Annotated in this window: 8 protein-coding genes and 4 pseudogenes; 9 read left to right on the forward strand and 3 right to left on the reverse strand. The window is 57.4% G+C overall.

Translation table 11 applies throughout. The features are described from left to right. Window positions 1-147 precede the first annotated feature (147 nt). The 4 genes and pseudogenes from G5S42_RS41305 to G5S42_RS41320 form a co-directional block, all read left to right on the forward strand. Window positions 148-1,260 (forward strand): ATP-grasp domain-containing protein, encoded by a 1,113-nt coding sequence (locus G5S42_RS41305; protein ID WP_312883727.1) that lies wholly within the window; start codon window positions 148-150, stop codon window positions 1,258-1,260. 1,625 nt (window positions 1,261-2,885) lie between these two features. Next, window positions 2,886-8,336 carry an AAA family ATPase gene (locus tag G5S42_RS41310; protein WP_176112348.1) on the forward strand — a complete coding sequence of 1,817 codons (5,451 nt, stop codon included), beginning with the start codon at window positions 2,886-2,888 and terminating at the stop codon, window positions 8,334-8,336. A gap of 151 nt (window positions 8,337-8,487) precedes the next feature. Beyond that, window positions 8,488-8,920, forward strand: a pseudogene (locus tag G5S42_RS41315) (DDE-type integrase/transposase/recombinase); the annotation flags it as partial. Window positions 8,921-8,950: 30 nt separating this feature from the next. Beyond that, window positions 8,951-9,077 (forward strand): annotated as a pseudogene (locus G5S42_RS41320) (IS3 family transposase); the annotation flags it as partial. A 676-nt stretch (window positions 9,078-9,753) separates the two neighbouring features. Here the strand turns inward: G5S42_RS41320 and G5S42_RS41325 are convergent. Further along, window positions 9,754-10,707 (reverse strand): IS5 family transposase, encoded by a 954-nt coding sequence (locus tag G5S42_RS41325; RefSeq protein WP_176112349.1) that lies wholly within the window; start codon window positions 10,705-10,707, stop codon window positions 9,754-9,756. A gap of 734 nt (window positions 10,708-11,441) precedes the next feature. Here G5S42_RS41325 and G5S42_RS41330 point away from each other — a divergent pair. From G5S42_RS41330 to G5S42_RS44915, 4 genes and pseudogenes are all read left to right on the forward strand, one after another. Continuing rightward, window positions 11,442-11,930 carry a DUF3757 domain-containing protein gene (locus G5S42_RS41330; RefSeq protein WP_176112350.1) on the forward strand — a complete coding sequence of 163 codons (489 nt, stop codon included), beginning with the start codon at window positions 11,442-11,444 and terminating at the stop codon, window positions 11,928-11,930. Between the two features lie 668 nt (window positions 11,931-12,598). After that, window positions 12,599-13,168 (forward strand): chorismate mutase, encoded by a 570-nt coding sequence (locus tag G5S42_RS41335; RefSeq protein WP_176112520.1) that lies wholly within the window; start codon window positions 12,599-12,601, stop codon window positions 13,166-13,168. Window positions 13,169-13,929: 761 nt separating this feature from the next. Next, window positions 13,930-15,252: pseudogene (locus G5S42_RS41340) on the forward strand (IS5 family transposase). Window positions 15,253-15,479: 227 nt separating this feature from the next. Beyond that, a pseudogene (locus tag G5S42_RS44915) lies at window positions 15,480-15,597 on the forward strand (transposase); the annotation flags it as partial. 119 nt (window positions 15,598-15,716) lie between these two features. On the opposite strand, the gene G5S42_RS41350 reads toward G5S42_RS44915, so the two are convergent. After that, the gene (locus G5S42_RS41350) at window positions 15,717-16,379 is read right to left on the reverse strand and encodes an HD-GYP domain-containing protein (RefSeq protein WP_176112351.1); all 663 of its coding nucleotides are present in this window, start codon (window positions 16,377-16,379) and stop codon (window positions 15,717-15,719) included. A 605-nt stretch (window positions 16,380-16,984) separates the two neighbouring features. On the opposite strand from G5S42_RS41350, the gene G5S42_RS41355 reads away from it, so the two are divergent. Continuing rightward, entirely contained in the window at window positions 16,985-17,167 is a 183-nt protein-coding gene (locus G5S42_RS41355) for a hypothetical protein (protein WP_176112352.1), read from the forward strand. An 820-nt stretch (window positions 17,168-17,987) separates the two neighbouring features. Here the strand turns inward: G5S42_RS41355 and rpoD are convergent. Beyond that, on the reverse strand, window positions 17,988-19,988 hold the full coding sequence (gene rpoD / locus G5S42_RS41360; protein WP_176112353.1) for an RNA polymerase sigma factor RpoD: 2,001 nt from the start codon (window positions 19,986-19,988) through the stop codon (window positions 17,988-17,990). Window positions 19,989-20,119: the final 131 nt, after the last annotated feature.

Below are 20,119 nucleotides of genomic sequence, written 5' to 3' on the forward strand. Positions count from 1 at the left end.
GATTTTGCCGCCTATCACCGATACATCGATCACGACGCGCACGACGTTGCCTATCTGTGCACACCGGAAGGCGCGAAAGCTCTCGAAGCGACGCGCATCTCGCACATCGAGATCCTCCCGGACTTCAACGATATACACAGGCTGCGCGTGGCATTCGACGCATGCCGTACTAGGCTGAACGGTGTCGACCGACTGATCGCGCTGTCCGAATTCGACCTGCTCGCCGCGGCACAGCTGCGGGAAACCTTCGACGTCCCGGGCGACCGGCCCGCCACCGCAGCACGCTTTCGCGACAAGACGGTGATGAAGCGCGTCGTCAGTGCGGCCGGTCTGCGCGTGCCGCAGTTCGTCGAATTGAACGATCGGGAGGACGCGCTCGCCACTGTCGCCGGACTGCGGCATCCGCTTATCGTCAAGCCGCGAACCGGCGCGGCAAGCATCGGTGTCCACCGGGTCGATTCGGTGGAACAGTTCGGTGCGCTCCTGCCCCGACTTACGGGCACTTCGTACGAATGCGAGGAGTTCATCGAAGGGCCGATCTATCACGTTGACGGTATCGTCTTGAGCGGCAAGCCGTTGCTCATCCGGGCGTCGCGCTACCTTAACTCATGCCTTGACTTCGCCAATGGCAAACCGCTGGGGTCGATAATGTTGCAGCCTGGACCGTCGAACGACGAACTACTCGCGTTCGCGCAAACGAGTCTCCGCGCCCTATCGCTGGTGGACGGCGCCTTTCATCTCGAAGTGATTCGCGGCTCCGACGGCCTGTATTTCCTTGAGATCGGCGCGCGCGTAGGCGGCGGCGAAATTCCGTTCCTGTTCCGCGATCTCTACGGCATTGACATCTTCAGCCTGTGGGTCCGTCAGCAGCTCAACTACGGGACGTCGCTTGCATCCGAGGCAGGCGTGGGTGCAGCGGGCCGCTCCACCGAGCTAGGAGGGTTTCTGCTGCTCCCCGAGGCGACCGGCAGCCGCCTCTTGCGAGCCGTTGTCCCGGACGGTATCGCACCGCTGTATGCGGCCATTACGCCGAAGGCAAATCATGTCTTCGACGGCAAGGGCGGCTACGACGAGATCCTCGGCCGGTTTCGCTACCGCGGTCGATCGGAAGATGAGATTGATGCAGCGATCGCCGCGACCTTGGAGCGCTTCCAGTACGAGCTCGGCGATATCGATGCCCCTAGCCGCCCCGCTTGGCCGCGCGGGCATTGGCATGATGGCTATCCGTTGCCCGAAAATGCGCCATCACGCTGCCGATGAGGCGCTCGTTGGAAGGAGAGAATGAACGCGACGAAATCGCTTTACCACGGCCAGCGGTTCCCTGCTGTTATGATCAGCTGCGCTGTTGACGGACACTTCTCGTTCGGAGCGAGGCGGCGTACTCAGGTACGGAACCAACGATTCGTTGCTGGCATGTCAAGTCCGGCTATCGATTGGCTCGGTGCGCTAGGGCGGTTCGGTAGAAACCTCGCAGCACTAGGCATTTAGAAGTGGTGTTTGTGACGCCGCGCGACGAGACGTATGTGGTGGGGAAACTGCTCGATGAGCAGGACATGCAAACCCGGCGTGCTGGAGCAAAGCGTCGCCGACCAATCGCGCAGCTATCCCGCGGCAAGTGGGAATTCCTGGACTCCCTAGGGCTAAGCACATTTTTATCAAAGCGGCTGCACGCGTGATCTGCCGACCCGTAACCGCGAACGTCAGATGTTCCCTTTCGAGATACGCGTCGCACACAATCGCTAAGCCCCTTTCGTCAGCGCTTGGTGCTGCACACACGGAGGAACGCGGCCTGTTATTTCGCCATAGTCAAACAGCGCATCGGCACATGGTACGGCTGTACGTTCCGGGAGCAATCAAAACAATTATATAATAAGCATTACTACTGTTCACAAGAGAGTGCAGATGGGCACCAACCTGACAGCGCCAGGTTTGTCGCAGCGCTCGATAAGAACGCGCGTCGCCTTAAATTGGTGGAACGTCGATTCCTCCTGAGTGAATTGCAGGTGCATGACGGAACTGGTTGCGTCATCGACATACACACCAACAGCGTGCACGCTGGACCGCGGTCCTCGAGCTAGCGGTGATCCCGCCATCCAATCTGGATGAACTCGTCCAAGCGCTCCTATCGTGTGCGTGACTGGTAGACCGTCGGCTGATGCAGTCGACGCAGGATCCACAGGCCTTCGCCCGTCATTCGATATGACGCCTTTTGTCGCCCTGCGGACTCTGAGATTCCCGTGGCTTCTCCAACGCTAGGGGCCGGCCCAAAATCCGCGTATCAACCGCGGATAATCGTGAGCACGATCGGAACAAGGCATCTCGACAGCGTCTCGCTGCGCGAGATTTGTGTCCGGAAACCAGTCCACGGCCCAAATTCCGAGCCGCACAACAAGCCGGCGAATCTGCCGCGCCGTCAGTTCCAGCCGTTGCGCGGAACGTTAGCGGTTTCAGCTTGCTATCCACCACGACGTTCAAAATGGTATGGATTTGTCCAGCGGGCGCATCGCGACCGTTCGCTCTGTTGCTGCAGCCATTAAAGCTCCCTGGAACTGGACCTCCGACGGGCTACACGCTTGCGATGAACGCGGGTTTTCCATTGGCAAAACCCAGACGTTCCGGTGTAGTCAAGACCTCACTGAGCCTTCTCGGCGGTTTCATCATATGTTAGAACCCTTGCCCGGACAGCCAGTGGTTCAGATACTTTTGCTAGGATTTCCATAAACCACACAAAGGTTCGATGCAAGTGGCCATTGCGGCGTCGCGGCGCTCTTGTGCGGCAATTACCCTATGGTTCTAACGCGTAGCCATAGGCACTTTAGACAGACGAATTGGGCTGCGTCCTTTGATACGATCGGGGACTGAACTTGACTAGTGAATGACGGCAGATGAACGATCCACATGGCTCTGACACAGGCTTCAGTGTCCACATCCTTTGGGAGGATGCAGAGCGGACTTTCTGTCGCGTCCGGTCCCCGACCGGCAGCGATAGCGTCCTGACTCTCCGGACCACCGAGGAACATCCCTCGATCGCCGTTCTCGAGCGCCTTGCTCACGAATTCGCGCTGAAAGAACAACTGAATGGTACGTGGGCGGTGCATCCGATAAGGCTGGTACGCGAAGATGAACGGATGGCACTGGTTTTCGAGGATCCGGGCGGCGAACCACTTGAGCGACTGGTGGGCGCGCCTCTCGGGGTGGAACGTGTTTTGTGCCTCGCCGTCGGCATTGCCGGGGCGCTTGAGAAGCTCCACCGGAGTGGGTTCGTTCACAAGGATTTCAAGCCTGCTCATGTGCTAGTTGACTGCACGGACAGCCGGCCGCGGCTCACAGGATTTGGGATCGCTTCACGACTGCCGCGCGAGCGGCAATTTCCACAGCCACCCGAAACGATCGCCGGCACCCTACCCTTCATGGCGCCCGAACAGACTGGGCGGACGAACCGCTCGATCGACTCGCGCAGCGACCTCTACGCGTTCGGAGTTACGCTTTATCAAATGCTCACGGGGTCCCTACCGTTCACTGCTGCGGATCCGATGGAATGGGTACATTGCCATGTTGCGCGTAAGCCGGTGCCTCCGATAGCACGGGTAGACACGGTCCCCCTTCCCGTCTCAGAGCTTGTCATGAAGCTGCTCGCCAAGACGCCCGAGGAACGGTATCAGACGGCGGCTGGCGTCGAGCGGGATCTGAGGCATTGCCTGACCGAATGGCAGCGTCAACGCCACATCGATCCCTTTGTGCTGGGCGAATACGACATGACCGACCGCCTCCTGATCCCGGAGAAACTCTACGGGAGGCAGAGGGAGGTGGATGCATTGACCACTGCGTTCGATCGCGTAGTCAGGACTGGCATCCCTGAACTCGTGCTCGTCTCCGGGTATTCGGGTATCGGCAAATCCGCAATCGTCCATGAACTGCATAAGGCACTCGTACCATCGCGCGGGCTGTTCGCGTCGGGCAAGTTCGACCAATACAAGCGCGACATACCCTATGCGACGCTCGTTCAAGCTTTTCAGGGCCTGATCAGGCCGCTACTCGGCGAGCCTGACGCGGAACTCGCAACCTGGCGCGAGACGTTGATCGGGGCACTCGGTCCTAACGCGCGACTCGTGACCGATCTGATTCCTGCGCTCAGGCTGATCATCGGCGATCCCCCGCCCGTCCCAGAGCTCGAGCCAAATCAGGCGCGCCGCCGTTTTGAAGTCGTCTTCCAGCGCTTTATCGGCGTCTTTGCGCGACGTGAACATCCGTTGGCACTATTTCTTGACGATCTGCAATGGCTCGACGCCGCGACGCTCGACTTGCTCGACGGGCTCCTTGCGCGCTCGGATCTGCAGCATCTGATGGTAATCGGCGCCTATCGCAGCAATGAGGTAACTCCCGGACATCCGCTGCTGCACAAGCTTCAGACGTTAAGGGCTGCCGGCGCAAGGCTCGACGAAATTGTTCTCGCGCCTCTTGCTTGTGAACACGTGGAGCAACTGATTGTCGAAGCGCTTCACTGTGAGCCGGGACGTGCGGCACCGCTTGCGCACCTCGTGCATGAGAAGACGGCGGGCAATCCGTTTTTCGTCATCCAGTTTTTGCGCGAGCTTGCCGATAGCGATCTGCTGAGCTTTGCCCATGACACGGCCTGTTGGAGCTGGGACCTGCCCCGCATCCACCGCAAAGAGTACACCGACAATGTAGTCGACCTAATGGTGGTAAAGCTAGTGCGCCTACCGGCGTCAACGCAACGCGCCGTGCAACAGCTTGCCTGTCTCGGCAACACCGCCTCCTATATGATGCTGCCTAAAGTTCTGGGCGTATCGGAGCAGGAAATTCGGGCGCTGCTGAAGCCGGCACTCGCGCAGGAGTTGGTGGAACAACTAGAAGACGCCTACGGGTTCGTGCACGACCGGGTGCAGGAAGCCGCCTATTCGCTGATTCCCAAAGAGTTACGTGCTCACACGCATCTGCGTATTGGACGGCTACTCGCGGCGCAAACTCCCGCTAGCAAACGGCAAGAGGCGATCTTCGATATCGTCAGTCAGTTCAACCGAGGCGCGGCGCTGGTGAGATCCAGGCAGGAACGCCAACAACTGGCTGCCTTTAACCTGATCGCCGGCAAGAGAGCCAAGGCGTCGACAGCCTATGCGTCGGCGCTCACCTATCTCACTGCCGGCGCTGAACTCCTCCAGGACGATTGCTGGGGACGTAGGCACGAACTGGTCTTTCCGCTCCAGTTGAACCTGGCAGAATGCGAGTTCCTCACCGGGCGGCTAACCGATGCCGAAGAGCGGCTGGCGATGCTGTCAAACCGCGCGACGAACACGGTCGATCAGGCGAGCGTCGCGTGTCTGCGAATGGATGTTTACCTGACTCTCGATCGAAGCGATCTGGCGGTCGAGGTTTGCCTCGATCACCTCCGTCAACTCGGCATCGACTGGCCGGCACACCCACATGAAAGCAACGTACGGGGGGAGTACGAAAACATACGGTTGCGGCTTGCGGGCCGGACTATCGAGGCACTCATCGATATGCCGTTGATGTCCGACCCAGCGTCGCTCGCAATCACTGACCTGCTTAGCAAGCTCCTGAGACCAGCCTGGTTTTTTGACGCGAATCTGGCTTCTCTCGCTATATGCAAAGTGATCAGCTTGAGTCTGGAGTGCGGGAACTGCGACGCCTCGTGCTTCGCGTATGTCATGTTCCCGCGGATCGCTGGGCCACGCTTTGGCGATTACCACGCTGGAGTCCAGTTCGGTCAGCTCGGCTTCGATCTGGTCGAGCGACGCGGACTCAAACGCTTCGAGGCAGTCACCTATCTTTGCTACGCGCTGTATGTTGTGCGCTGGACGAAACACGTGCGCTTCAGCACCGAAGTGCTGCGCCGTGCGTTCGAAGCAGCGGGCCGGACCGGGGACCTTCCGTCTGGCGCCTATACCTGCTGCCATATCGTTTCGGACCGACTTTTCGGCGGTGACCCTCTAAGCGATGTCGAACTCGAAACTGAACAGGGCCTCGCGTTTTCGAGGAAGGCACGTTTCGGCATGGTCGTCGATAACCTCACCACGCAACTCGCATTGATCCGGATGCTCCGCGGCGTCACACTGAAATTCGGCCACTTCGACTATGACGAGTTCAACGAGGTTCGTACAGAGGAGCACCTGTCCGGCAACCCCGCGCTCGCGACGGCCGCGTGCTGGTACTGGATCCGGAAACTGCAGGGACGATTCCTTTCAGGCGACTATGTGGCCGCCATGAACGCGGCATCGATCGCGCAAGAGCAACTTTGGAGCTCGTCGCCGCACCTGGAGGAATGCGAGTACCATTTTTACGCCGCTCTCACAAGGGCCGCGCATTTCGACCGGGTGCCGGCCGAGGAGCGACAGGAGCACCTCCACAGCATCGCCGCGCATTGTCGGCAATTGGAGATCTGGGCGAACAACTGTCCGGCGAATTTCGGCAATCGGGTTTCACTGGTAAGCGCCGAGATGGCGCGCCTGGAAGGCCGTGATGTCGAGGCGATGCGACTCTACGAAGCGGCCATTCATCTTGCGCGCGCAAACGACCTCATACACAATGAAGCGCTTGCCAATGAACTCGCATCCGCGTTCTACGCGGCGCGGGGGTATGAGAAGATTGCCCGTGTCTATTTGCAGGACGCACGACGGGCTTATCGACGCTGGGGGGCAGAAGGGAAGGTGCGTCAACTCGACGAACTGTACCCAGGTCTCAGGGCCGACGAGCGAGCGTCTGACTCAGGCAGCACTATCGGGGCGCCTCTCGAACACCTTGACCTTGCTACCGTCATAAGGGTGTCGCAGGCTGTTTCCGGAGAGGTTTTCCTCGACAGATTGATTGAGACGATCATGCGTACCGCTATCGAACAGGCGGGAGCCGAGCGTGGATTACTGATCCTTTCGCATACAGGAGAACAGCGGCTCGCAGCGGAAGCATGGACGGACAGCGACAAGGCATGCGTCCAATTGCGTGATGCACCCGTGAGCGCGACCATGATTCCCGAGCCTGTTCTCTACGATGTATTGCGCACAGGCGAAAGTGTCATTCTCGATGATGCTGCGGCCGATCCCAGGTTCGCGACAGATCCTCATATCCGGCAGTATCTGACTCGTTCCGTCTTATGCCTGCCATTAATGAATCAAGCGAAGCTGATCGGGGCCCTGTACCTCGAAAACAATCTGATCACCCGCGCCTTCGCATCGACCCGGATTGCACTGCTGCGGCTGCTCGCGTCGCAGGCGGCGACTGCGCTCGAGAACACCCGCCTGTACCGCGACCTGCAGGAACGGGAGGCCAGGATTCGCCGCCTCGTCGACGCCAATATCATTGGCATCATCGTCTGGAATGCCGCCGGCGACATTCTCGAAGCCAACGACGCTTTTCTTCGCATGGTGGGATATGAGCGAGAGGATCTTGCGTCAGGATTCCTCCGCTGGAGGGATCTCACGCCAACTGACTGGCAGGAAAGCAGCGAACGGGCTTTGGCCCAAATCAGAAACCACGGTGACGTTCAACCCGAGGAAAAAGAATACATGCGGAAGGATGGCAGTCGTATACCGGTCATGGTCGGCCGCGCTGCTTTTGACTGTAGCGGGAAGGAAGGCGTTGCTTTTGTAGTTGATCTCACGGAGCGCAAGGAAGCTGAGCACCGCTTGCGTGAGTCCTACGAGATGCTGCGTGAACTTGCCTCACATCGCGAGACGGCTCGCGAGGATGAACGCAAGCACATTGCGCGGGAAATGCACGACGAACTCGGGCAACACCTTACCGCGCTTCGCCTGAGGGCGTCGATATTGCGCATGAGGCTTGGCGCGGATCACCCGGATCTGGTCGAGCATACGCAGGCGCTCGTTTCCCTTGTGGATGTAACGATGCAGGTGGTCAGAGGCGTTATCGCGTCGCTGCGCCCCGCAGCGCTTGATGCCGGTATTGCAGCAGCGCTCGAGTGGCTCGTGGCCGATTTCAACCGCAACGGCCGGACGGTCTGTCATCTCAACTTGCAGGACGAGAATATCGCCGTAAGCGAGGATCGCGCTATCGTGCTGTTTCGCATCGTTCAAGAGGCACTTACCAATGTCACCCGACACGCTGCGGCCAGAAGAGTAATCATCGCATTAGAGCGAACCCCCGATGCTTGCCTTCTCGAAGTGCACGACGACGGTTGCGGATTCGATGTTCTGGCAACGAGAAAGAGGTCATTCGGACTGGCAGGGATGGAAGAGCGTGTTCTGATGCTGGGCGGTGCGATCGACGTTATCAGCTCGCCGGGAGCCGGCACCATGATCAAGGTGCGACTTCCTGACAAGTGGGCGATCGAGAATAGCCATTAAAGTCACACACGTAACACCTGCGCTCGCTCGGCGTGCTGAACCGAAGGTCCGGAATCCGTGCGCGCCACAGATCCGGAACCCGCCGTTCCGAGGTCGGTCGGAAAAAGTGGAAGCCAACGTTTCGTCATACCGAGAAGCGGGGGGCATGACTGTATTTGCCGGCCTGAAGGAACTGTACAGTGGTGAAATTGTCGGCTAGGCGGTAAGGGAACGGATGACGACAAAATTTGGTCATGTCGGCGCTGTTTCGCGCTGTCGTGACCCGCCGGCCTGGTTCACCATAGCGATCGAGGATGGCACTAGCGCCCGCTCGCCTATCAAGCACTCATCGGCCACCTTGACATACACGCGTTGCTGAGCCGCCGTGGCAACCGCTACAACAACGCCCCGATCGAATCCGTCGGGGCAACGCCGAAGAATGAACTGGTCTAGCATTAATGTGTTGCCACGTGCGAGCAGGCACGTTTGGCGATCACCGAATACATCGAAATCATCTACAACCGGCAACGCCCGCAGGCGCTGCTGACTACCAATCGCCTGTCGCGTTCACGCGACGCTTTTATCTGAATCAAATCACTGCTTAACTTCTTGGCCTTCGCCAATTCCGGCCGATCCAGTATCGCACGCATCGCGAAGCCATGGCCGACTTGTTCAAATACCTTGATATGTTCTATAACCGCAAGTCGTCGTCATTCATGGCGTGGCTTGTCACCAACTCAGTTCATGCAAGACTGGCCTGCGCGGCTAAGCGGACTAACTCGGGGCCTCTGGAAGGCGAAAACCCGGGCGCATGAAATGGGTCAACGGCTCCCTAATTTCGATAGAAGCACTTCAAAATTGCGGCGGGCGCGCGGAACACTTCCGCCGCGGGTTCCTTGCCCGCAATCAGTGATCTGGCCAAGACAAACAGCGGAATGGGAAGCCAGTTCCACCAGTGCACCTTCCCCTCGGACATCGGCCAATGCTACGTTTCATACTACGCCGCTGATGATTGCGCGAGTTCCTTTTGTCATCGCCTAGGTTTTCGCCGACATTGCGCCAAGCTCAAAGACCGGCCACATTACTCCGTCGCCTGACTCCTCGGACCATCTATCGGGCCGGTCCCACAGTAGTAGGGATAACTGTCGGTAGGGTCTTTCTGGTTTGTGTATATGCATACATCGCTCGCTGCGACCGCATAGGCCTGCGCCGCCACACCCATTAGAACCGCGGACAGAAGGCCACCAGAAAGCACTCTCTTCATCTTTTCCATATACATTCCTTTGTTAAGGAAGGTCTGCATAACCCGCATTTCGAGCGCTGACCTTCTATATTTTTCGCAGTGGCAGTGATGAGAATTTGTTGAGTCGTTAAGGCGCCTGCGATTTACGCCGCTCCGTGCAGCGCTACTGAGGCGCAAGACACGGCGCCTCGGTTATCAAGCCTTGCGCAAAGCTCTACGCGCCATCCATAGATTGCTCAGAGCAAACAACGTCGTGATCTGGGCTGTGTTCTTCATCAAACCTCGATATCGGGTCTTCGTGTAGGCAAACTGCCGCTTGAGGACGCGGAACGGATGTTCGACCTTGGCGCGGACGCCGGCCTTCAGCCGCTCGATCTGATCGTATATCGCGTCCAAACGATCACTCAGATCCAGCTTTTTGCGCTTGCCTGGTCTCATCGCGATGTGCCAGCGCACCCCGCCAGTCTCGCGACGCTTTTCGATCCCCTGATATCCCGCATCAACGTACACGTCCGTTTCCCGGCCGTGCAATAGCGCATGAGCCTCCGTAATGTCGTGGACGTTGGCCGCCGTGCCGATGACGGTGTGGACCAGGCCCGACTCTGCGTCCACGCCGATGTGCGCCTTCATTCCGAAGTACCAGTTACCGCTTTTCTGCGTCTGACGCATCTCGGGATCGCGCGTTCCGGAGTTGTTTTTCGTCGAACTGGGCGCCGGAATCAACGTGGCATCGACGACCGACCCGGTCTTGAGCATCAGGCCTTTGTCCACCAGGATTTCATTGACCATCGCGAGCATCTGCGCAGCCAGTCCATGCGCTTCGAGAAGGTGACGAAACCGTAGAATCGTGCTCTCGTCCGGCAAACGCGTCATGCCGCCGTCAAGTCCTGCGAAGTCACGATACAGCGGCACGTCATATAACGCTTCTTCCATCGCTGGATCGGACAGACCAAACCACTGTTGCATAACATGAATGCGCAGCATCGTCGCGATCGGGAACGGCGGCCGTCCAGTCTTGCCAGTCGGATAGTGCGGTTCGATCAGCGCAATGAGCTTCAACCAAGGCACAACGCGTCGCATCTCATCGAGAAATTCTCGCTTACGCGTGCGCTTCGTTGTCAGATCCAGGTCAAGTCCAAGTTGCGTCATCTGGGCTCTCCTCAACTCACTCCCTTCATCCCAGGATAGTTCACCGAAATCTCAATGCCAGGACTTTTGCAGACCTTCCTTAACATGCCGTAAATTATGTGACTCGTCCACTGGGCGCCGAAATCGCGTACCTTACGAAATTATCTGAGCAACTGCCAGAAGAAAAGCATCAAATATATTGATGCCACCGCACGATCGTCGTTGGGGACCGTGCTGCTAGGTCGAGAGGCGGCCTCGGGCACGACGCGGGCAAAGAGCCCACGACTTTCCGGTTACTTTTTGATGCCATTTTCATTTCTTCGCATTCCTGCCAACAGACTGTTGCCGTTCATCGACGGGCAAGTGCCGCGTGCCAGCACGGTCCTGGTTCATGCACCTGTCGCGATCCCGCCGCCCTGGTAAGTGTTCATACTGTCCGCAGACTATTGCGGTGGCCTGTTTCGCGCCGAATGCCATTGAGTGTGCGCGTCGGATTATCTTCGTCATTTCCTCGTGTCCTCTGGATGCGTTATCGCCGCCCTCCTTGTTGCTACGAGAAACATGGGCTCGACATACTATCAACGATATTTGATCTGGCATAAGTTGCTTTTACTTTTCATCATCCGCGACATTAATGTATAAATATGATTTTGGTTTCGATGGTCATCGTGGAATATAGGTCATCAAAAGGCGAAATTGGCTGCCGCCTATAGTTTGCATAATAGAATGTGTTGAGTGCTCAGCCAGACGATCAGATGCTTGAACTTACCGTTTTGCAAAGTGGAGAAACGAAACCGATGATGAGAAATTTACTTATTGTTGCCCTTGCGCTCGGCGCATCGTATTGCGCTGCTGCTGAAACGTACGAAAGCTGCCCGATGCCTGCCAACATCAAGATTGCGCGGGGTGTGTACACGGCAACAACCAACGATAACGAGGGTGAATGGATTGGCACTTCGAGAGGGCCGGGCGACGGTAATATCAAGGAATTTACCTCTGCCATGTTTTTCCCGCCGCAGCTTGATAATGACGGTTCTGTGCGATCGCCGTTAGTCCGGTGCTCCTACGAACTTGCCCAAGGCGGCCATTTGGATCTACGGTTCGACCCTAGGCCGCCGCCACCTGGTCTAAGGGTCGATGTAGGTTTATGGCGCCGGAAATCCGGCCCTTACGATCTCGACTACTATGAATGCACTGAGCGGGCCGCTTGGCGTTGTAGGTTCGAGGTCGTTCCGCGGCCCTGACCTGAGCAATCGTAAGCGTACGATTTGTCTCGCCTCGCTTTTGCGTTCAGCAAGATCCGCGATTTCGTCCGCAACACCGACTTGCGGGCGCAATGAGGCCCGGTCGAAAAGAATTGAAGCCAACGTTTCGCAATACCGAGAAGCGGAGGTATGGATGAATCGAATTTCAAAAGCGGTCTATACGAAGGAGCTCCGCGACAAGCGGTCAAGCTGACCTTGATTGAAGGTGTTGGGATATCGGAAGCTTCCTGACGATTGTCGGCTCCAATGAAAACGGAGGCAAACTGGGGGCGCGCGGGGAAGCCCGTAAGCTCAAGGACGTCGGACGACAAACTCCCGGAGCTTGCCGGCTTAAGTTCGAGAATCGGGGGGCGCGGAATCTGAGGTTTTGCTTGCTGGTCATGTTGACAACTGTCTGGACCGTGAGAGTTTTGAAGATTACGTTAAATTCTCCGGCGCTCTGGAAAATGGAAAATTCTTGTCGAGTGGGCGTCGGAAATTATCGTTGACCAATGTCTTGGCTCAGACCATGTCCTAACTATCCGGATTTGAGGTCCAATGAAGTGCGAACTGCAGAGCGACTGTAGCGATGGACGTCGTATCGGAGCGCTTCGCCGCAGGCGAGAATGAACCAATAGGGAGTAGTAGTATTGAAACTGAAGAAGAACATGAGGCGTGTTTGCACTCGGCATGCCGTGACACTCGCACTAGCCGTATGGCTCGTGACAGGCTGCTCTGCCGGGGCACAGCAGGATGCGTTCGTGCCGCTCGTGCGCAGCATGGCAGATCGCCTCAACACCGCGGACCAGGTCGCTCTGAACAAGTGGGACACGGGCCAACCCGTCTATGACCCTCATCGAGAAGCGCAAGTCATTGCAAATGCGGTGGCGATGGCGTCTGAGTACGGACTAACCACGGAGGATGTGACAAACATTTTCTCGGACCAAATTGAAGCCAACAAAGAAATTCAGTACGAGCTGCTCAGCAACTGGATGCGTCACGGCAACGCTCCCGCAACGCCTCGCCAGAGCTTGCCGGGCGTTATTCGACCCATTCTGGATAAGCTGCAGGCCAATATCATGCTGAATTTGAAGGGCGTGGCGCCTCTTCGCAGCAATACAGATTGCCAGACACAGGTTGCAACAGCAGTGGGGCGCGTCGCCCAACAAACGTCGCTTGATGCCCTACATCTCGCGGCCCTCGACCGTGCGGTCGCGCGGATATGTGTCAAGTTTTGACTTTCCGGGGGGCTAAAGACATGCAAGGAAGCTTCCTGAAGGCGGACATATCGGAACTCCGTTGCGCAAATGGGCGGCGTCGCGCATTTGAGATGGAGAGGATCCCCTGCGCTGGGGCACCAGCATGGTTTCAATGTCGAAGCGTGCCCTGACGACGTGCGCAACGTTCTTTGGGGGCTATCCGTGAGTAGAGTGGCGACGAAACCATTGCCGATGCGATGCTTTACCGTCTCATGTGGCGTCATCACTGGATCACGCACAGGTGGACCACTTAGAAAACATCCCCAAAACCCCAACGTCCTGGAGCCCGAACTCGATCTCAACTGCGGAAAAACCTACAATCGACATCGCGCAATGCCAGACCCGCCGAGTCGGTCACGATTCCAAATCGGCGATCAAGTTCGCTGAAGTACGCATCATCCTTTAATACGCCGTATTTGGCTCATCAACCTTCTACGCTGAGATAGGAAGCATGGACGACCAAACAGCGCGAAATGTACTCAGACAGGCTGATGGCTGGATCGACTGGAATGACGTCCGGAACGCGCCGGACTGGCGGCAAGGAAAGATCGTGCTGGACGGTAGATTTAGTGCAGACGAGCTTCGTGCGATCATCGAGCTTCGGCGAAACACTCGCTAGTCCAGCCTGAACAAACCGTAGAGCCTTAAGCGTTGGGGGTTTCCGGCGGAAATCGTGTTGTTGGAATTGCAGAGACCTGGCATATTGCTGGGTATAGCCTGCAAATTCTGACGAGGTTTAGATGGGTCCGAAGGCGCCTGTAACGGAGAAGGATTTGTTCCGGCATCCGCTGCGCGAACAGATCAATCTCAAGCATCCACTGGTACGGCTGGCCGAGCTGATCAATTGGGAGCGGCTCAGTGCATCGATGAGCGCGAGTTTCGTTTCGGGTAAAGGCAGACCTGCGAGTTCGCCTCGACTGATCGCTGGTCTGCTGTATCTGCAGCACGCCTTCGACCTCTCGGACGAGGATGTTGTGTGGCAATGGGTTTAGAACCCGTACTGGCAGGTTTTTACGGGCGAGACGTACTTGCAGACCGAACCGCCGATCGATCCGTCCAGCCTCACGCGATGGCGCAAACGGTTGGGAGAAGCCGGTGTCGAGGAGTTGCTCGCCGAGACGATCGACGCGGCGAAGCGTGCCGGAGTGATCAAGGCGTCGAGCGCGAAACGCGTAATCGTTGATACGACCGTGATGCCCAAGGCGATCGCACATCCGACTGACTCGCGACTGCTGGAGCGCTGTCGTGAACACCTCGTGAAGGCAGCTGCGCGGCACGGCCTGAAACTGCGTCAGAACTACAACCGCGAAGCACCACGCCTGGCCACCCAGATCAGCCGCTACGCGCACGCGAAGCAGTACCGGCGGATGAGCAAGGCAGTGCGCACCCTGCGCTCGCGTGTCGGCCGCGTCATGCGCGATGTCGAACGGCAACTCGACACGGTGGTTGATAACAGGCGAGCTGAGCTGCAGGAACTGATTGCCCGCACGAAGCGAATCCTGACGCAGAAGACGAAGGACAAAAATAAGCTGTATGCGCTGCACGCGCCGGAAGTCGAGTGCCTGGCCAAGGGTAAGGCGCGCACGCCATACGAGTTTGGCGTCAAGGTGTCGATCACGACGACACACCGGGAAGGGCTGTTGGTGGGTGCCCGCTCGATGCCGGGCAATCCGTACGATGGACATACGCTGGAAGAAGCGCTGGAGCAGGCAGCGATTCTCGGCGATGTCAAACCTGAAATCGCGATCGTCGACCGTGGTTACCGGGGCGCTGAGCCAGACGGGGTGAAGGTCTACCATCCCGGCCTGCGACGCGGCATCACGCGCACGTTGCGCGCCATGATCCGGCGGCGCAGCGCGATTGAACCAGCGATCGGTCATATGAAGGCCGACGGCAAACTCGACCGGAACTGGCTCAAGGGCGCGCTCGGGGATGCGATCAACGCAGTGCTATGTGGTGCCGGCCACAACCTGCGCATGATCCTCAGAAAGCTGCGGCGTTTTTACGTCCTTGTACTTGTCGCATTGCTCAACCGCTCCGCGGTTTCCGCTTCGACACCATGAACGGCGTCCTCGCCGAAAACGAATTATTCAGACCCGACTCGCTAGCAATAGTCGAGATCCCTGACCTCGCCCTTCTATCCCGGCCGTGATCCCCGTTACTGTCTTCCCGCCTCGATATTTGTGGCTTTGGCCTGCTAGGCCCCGCATGATTCGCCCCCAGTGACCTGCTCCCAACGAGTAGAGCTAACCGGAACCTAGTAAAGTTCGTTTCGGAGAAGAAGACGAACATGAAGAAGCGCTTTACGGAAGGGACAACTCATCGGTTTTCTGAAGGAAGCCGATGCCGGTATGCCAGTCAAAGAGCTAAGCGGGAAGCAGGGGTTCAGTCATGCATCGTTCTACACTTAGCGTGCGAGAGGAGAGGAACTCATTTGGTGAAGGATCAGTTGCCGTTGGCGAGTTCGAGTGAATCGGAAAGGGTGCGCTTCGGTTCCGTGGCCCCCTCCCTCCTCTTCTAGATCCATCTATTTCTGACGAACGGCAGAAACGACCGAAAGGAAGAGGTGCACCATACGAGGGTCGAACTGCGAGCCTGCACCATCAACAATCGCCTGTATCGCCTGACTTCTGGGGATAGCGCGCTTGTAGACTCGCGCATACCGGATGGCGTCGTAGGCATCAGCGACTGAGACGAGACGCGCTGCCATCGGAATCGATTCGCCTCGAAGGCCGCTAGGATAGCCAGTTCCGTCCCATCTTTCGTGATGACACAGGGCTACCTCCCTGAGGAGACCAGCCAAATCGGATTGCGGAAAGCCGGAAGCTACTTGGTCAATCAGCTTCGCACCTAGTGCCGCGTGAGCCTTCGCCGCTGAGTATTCCGCTTTGTCAAGCGCACTCGGTTTGCCAAGGATTCGTGCCGATACAGCGGCTTTGCCTATGTCGTGAAAAAGCGCAGCAACTGATAGGCGCTTCGCCCTAATTTCGCAGGCGGTGTCCGTGTTCCAGCCCATCCCGCTCATCTTGCTCGTCATCCTACCCGCGAGTGCCGCGACGCGCTTGCTGTGATTGACTGTCTGCCGGATGACCATAGAATTGAGTTTGTAATCTAGGGATCCGTTTACTTCGATAAAGCGCTGCAACGCGGCCACGCGCAACCGCCGGGTAAGAGACGATCCGGGTTCCATCGGTCCATCTCGCTTAAGCGGTCGATGCTCAAACGTATTCGCGGGGCATCTTGGTCGCTCCCATTCCTCATTGGTTAGCTCATGAAAATGCATTCACATCTCCAAACGGTTGGATCGAACCATTAGACTTACGACGATCGTTTCGTGCGCGATATGTTCCTTTCCCCAATACATGCAACTTCCCTCCAATTCGACAAACCGCTCCCTTTCAGAGGAGCCCCTGAGAACTCGTCGCCAACTTGTTGCCAGTTCCATCGCGAGCCGAGGCCATGAACTGATTCGACGCGGCGGATGATAAAGGTAAGTCCCGCAAACACAAATCGACAAGAGGGCAAAGTGTGCGATGCGTCAAGGTATTCTTGCATTGACAATGGCGAGTCTTTTTCGATTTCCGGAGATCACGTCTCACAAGACACCTCTTGAGGGCCGAATCTCAGGATTCCGATGCTGCACCGGAGATGACCATGTTGTTGCACTTATGACGGTCGCATGTCCGGAACGCGACAAAGTGATGGGGCCCAGTCGGTCGGAACCTGCACTGACCGTCTCTTTCTTGTGGCCCACAAATTGCTGGGTATGGCTGCACACCTCACAAGGAGTCTTCCATGCTCAGGAAAAGGATCGATCCGCAAACGCTTGAGGCCATGCTTGTCGAAGCGACGGAAAATGCATTATCTGACTATGACTCATCGCTCGCGTTGGATGATGATTTAGAGGCAGTCGCCCAGTTCGGCGCCGCTTTCGCCGCCCTTCGTGCACATGGTGCGGACACCGAATCGGATACGTAACCTGTGGAGGATGCTGAGGCTGACGGCGATATTCACAGCTGGCGTGATGACGTTTTTTCGCGACTCAGGGATTCGACGCTGCGCGATTGGGTCGCTCGCAGTGCGTACCTAAGCGAGCGGCTCGAATCCATCTCAGTAGCCGAAAAGCCGTGGGGACGATCAAGCCGCCGCATTCGCTTGCTGGCAGCGATTGTGAGCAAATGAGCACCAGACGTTGGAATAAGGTTCAGCAAAAGGTGGATTGGCGGCGGTCCAAGGTGGTCGACTCCGAAAGACGTCAAAGTGACCGTCCACATGCGCGGGAACTGTTGGTGAAGCGGCTTCCCATGACGTAGATGCTCATGCTGGGAAGCTGGACACGACCCTATCATCGAATCCGCCCTTATCGTCAAGTCGGTTCCTTTTCGTGGTTTCACGCGGGGCGACTATGATGCATAGACCGCATCCTGACGAAGCAAGCCGCCTTGGCGTCGGACAAGCGCAATCGGCATTGGTCTGAACGGTATCACGCTGCCACGAAAGACGCCAAAGATTCTCGACAACACCGATCCGAAGGTTCTGCGGTTCCAGCATTGACTATCTCAATGTACAGGTCTACGTATTGGTGCGAAACCATCGCACCGGGCTTCATGAGTTCGTCCAAGCCGTGAGCCGTCGTCTGCGAGCGTTCAAGGATGCGGCCACGCTCGTAGACAAGCGGGCCCATCACATTTCGATGATAACGGATGTGCTCCTTGTTGGCGAACACACAGATCGGGATGGGATGCTGCAGCTCGATGTTGCTCTGACCACGAGTCCCGCCGATGCGTGGACGTGGGACTTAATCGTCGACAAATCGCCGTAACTTGTCGGCGCGATTTGGCTGCATCAGTTTTCGCATCGCCTTGCTTTCGATGTACCGGATTCGTTCGCGCGTCAGGTCGAATTGTTTGCCAAGTTCCTGGAGCGTGTAGCCGCACGCTACATCAATCCCGAACCGCATTCGCAGTACTTTCGCTTCACGCGGCGACAATGAATCCAGCGCTTCGTCGATTGCGGCTCGCAGATTCGAGCGCGCGGCCGCATCCGCCGGGGATCCAGCCATTGGATCTTCGATCATATCGCCAAGCGTGGCGTCGGCATCTTCGTCCACTGGCGTCTCGAGCGATAAGGGTTGCCTCATGACCTTCAGTATGTCACGAATCTTGTCTTCTGATAATTCCATGCGCTGAGCCAACGCAGCAGGATTAGCCTTTTGCCCAGTCTCCTGCAAAATCTCCCGCGAAATCCGGTTTAGCTTGTTGATTGACTCCATCATATGCGAGGGGACTCGGATTGTGCGCGCCTGATCCGCAAGACAACGCGTGACTGACTGCCTGACCCACCATGTTGCGTAAGTTGAAAACTTCCAGCCGCGTCGATATTGAAATTTGTCGACGGCTTTCATCAGGCCGATGTTGCCTTCCTGGATCAGATCCAGAAGGGGCACGCCTCGGTTCGCGTACTTTCTCGCGATAGAGACCACGAGACGCAGATTCGCCTCGATCATCTTGCGCTTCGCCTGCCGCATCTTCGACTCGGCTGCCATCATCTGCCGGTTGATCTTCTTCAAGTGTTGCAAGGGCAGGCCGGCCTTAGCCTCAATATCGATAAGCTTCTGCTGTTCAGTCTGGATCTCCGGTAGACTGCGTGAAAGTGCCACACCGTACTTGCGGGACGTCGCCGAGTTTTCAGTCCACGCGAGATCAGTTTCGTATCCCAAAAACGACTCGACGAATCGCGCGCTTGGCATGCCGCACCGGTCAACGGCAATCTGCAGAATACGTCGCTCGACCGCACGTACCTGTGCGACTTGCTGCTGCACATCAGCGCATAGCGCATCGATAGTCCGTGCCGTGAAGCGAACAGCCGCAAGCTCCCGCTGGATCGCTTCAAAAAGGCGCTCGCGGGCGACCTGTCCGTTTTCTTGCGCGGCGTCGGCTTCTGAAATCTGTTCGTACAGGTCACGAACTCGCGCAAAGATAGCGAGGCCGTCTCTCGTGAGCTGTTTCATTCGCGGTTCGCTCCCCTTCACCATGTCCCGGTCTTCGACGACGCTGCCCTCACCGCCGTCGCTCCTCGCGTCGTCGCCCTTAGCGCTGTTGTGTTCAATGTCCGGGGTTTTAGCCGGCTCTGGCAACGACCGAAGGACCGCTTCAGAGTCTTCATTTAGGCCGTCGACCAGTTCATCGATGCGCAGTTCACCAGATTGAATCTGCTTTACCATTCGAAGGATCGTGAAGACAGTCGGCGGGCAGCGTGCGATCGCCAAGCCCATTTCGTGGAGTCCCTCTTCGATGCGTTTCGCAATCTCAGTCTCGCCCGCGCGAGTCAATAATTCGGTCGCACCCATTTCACGCATATACATCCGAACGGGATCCGTTGTGCACCCGAATTCAGGATCGACGGTTGAAAGCGCGCCTTCGGCCTCCAGATCTGCCTTGTCGTCCGACGTGGCTGCCGGCGCCGCGTCGTCCAAGAACGGCTTCTCCGTGTCAGGCGCCTGCTCGTAGACTGCAATGCCGATGTCGTTGAAAGTGCTGGCAATGATTTCAATGGCCGCGGTATGCACAAAATTGTCGGGGAGATGATCGTTGATTTCCGCATGAGTCAGGTAGCCGCGCTGGTTGCCGAGTCGGATGAGAGTGCGCATCCAGCGCTCCTGTTGCTCTTCGTCCTGCGATATCCCGTCGATCGACTGCAGGGGTGTTACGGGATCGACCTTCGACGCGCGCGGGACCGACGCGTTCAGAGCGGACGAAACTGTGCCTGGACGTGAATAGGGCCAATCGACCTTTGACATAGATTCTCCTGGACGTGATTGCCCGGCAATCGCGACCAGCGACTGTCCACACTCGGCCGACGAGCCGCGCACGTTTCGCTGTTACAGACGGACACAGGCTGTGGAATCGCAACGGGCAGTGAATGCGCGGC

This window comes from Paraburkholderia youngii, assembly GCF_013366925.1.
GTDB classification, from domain to species: domain Bacteria; phylum Pseudomonadota; class Gammaproteobacteria; order Burkholderiales; family Burkholderiaceae; genus Paraburkholderia; species Paraburkholderia youngii.

Coding starts and splice junctions, on each gene's coding strand:
- G5S42_RS41310 (WP_176112348.1), top strand. CDS start 2,886: ATGAACGATCCACATGGCTCTGACACAGGCTTCAGTGTCCACATCCTT.
- G5S42_RS41325 (WP_176112349.1), bottom strand. CDS start 10,707: ATGACGCAACTTGGACTTGACCTGGATCTGACAACGAAGCGCACGCGT.
- G5S42_RS41330 (WP_176112350.1), top strand. CDS start 11,442: ATGCTTGAACTTACCGTTTTGCAAAGTGGAGAAACGAAACCGATGATG.
- G5S42_RS41335 (WP_176112520.1), top strand. CDS start 12,599: ATGAGGCGTGTTTGCACTCGGCATGCCGTGACACTCGCACTAGCCGTA.
- G5S42_RS41350 (WP_176112351.1), bottom strand. CDS start 16,379: ATGGAACCCGGATCGTCTCTTACCCGGCGGTTGCGCGTGGCCGCGTTG.
- G5S42_RS41355 (WP_176112352.1), top strand. CDS start 16,985: ATGCTCAGGAAAAGGATCGATCCGCAAACGCTTGAGGCCATGCTTGTC.
- rpoD (WP_176112353.1), bottom strand. CDS start 19,988: ATGTCAAAGGTCGATTGGCCCTATTCACGTCCAGGCACAGTTTCGTCC.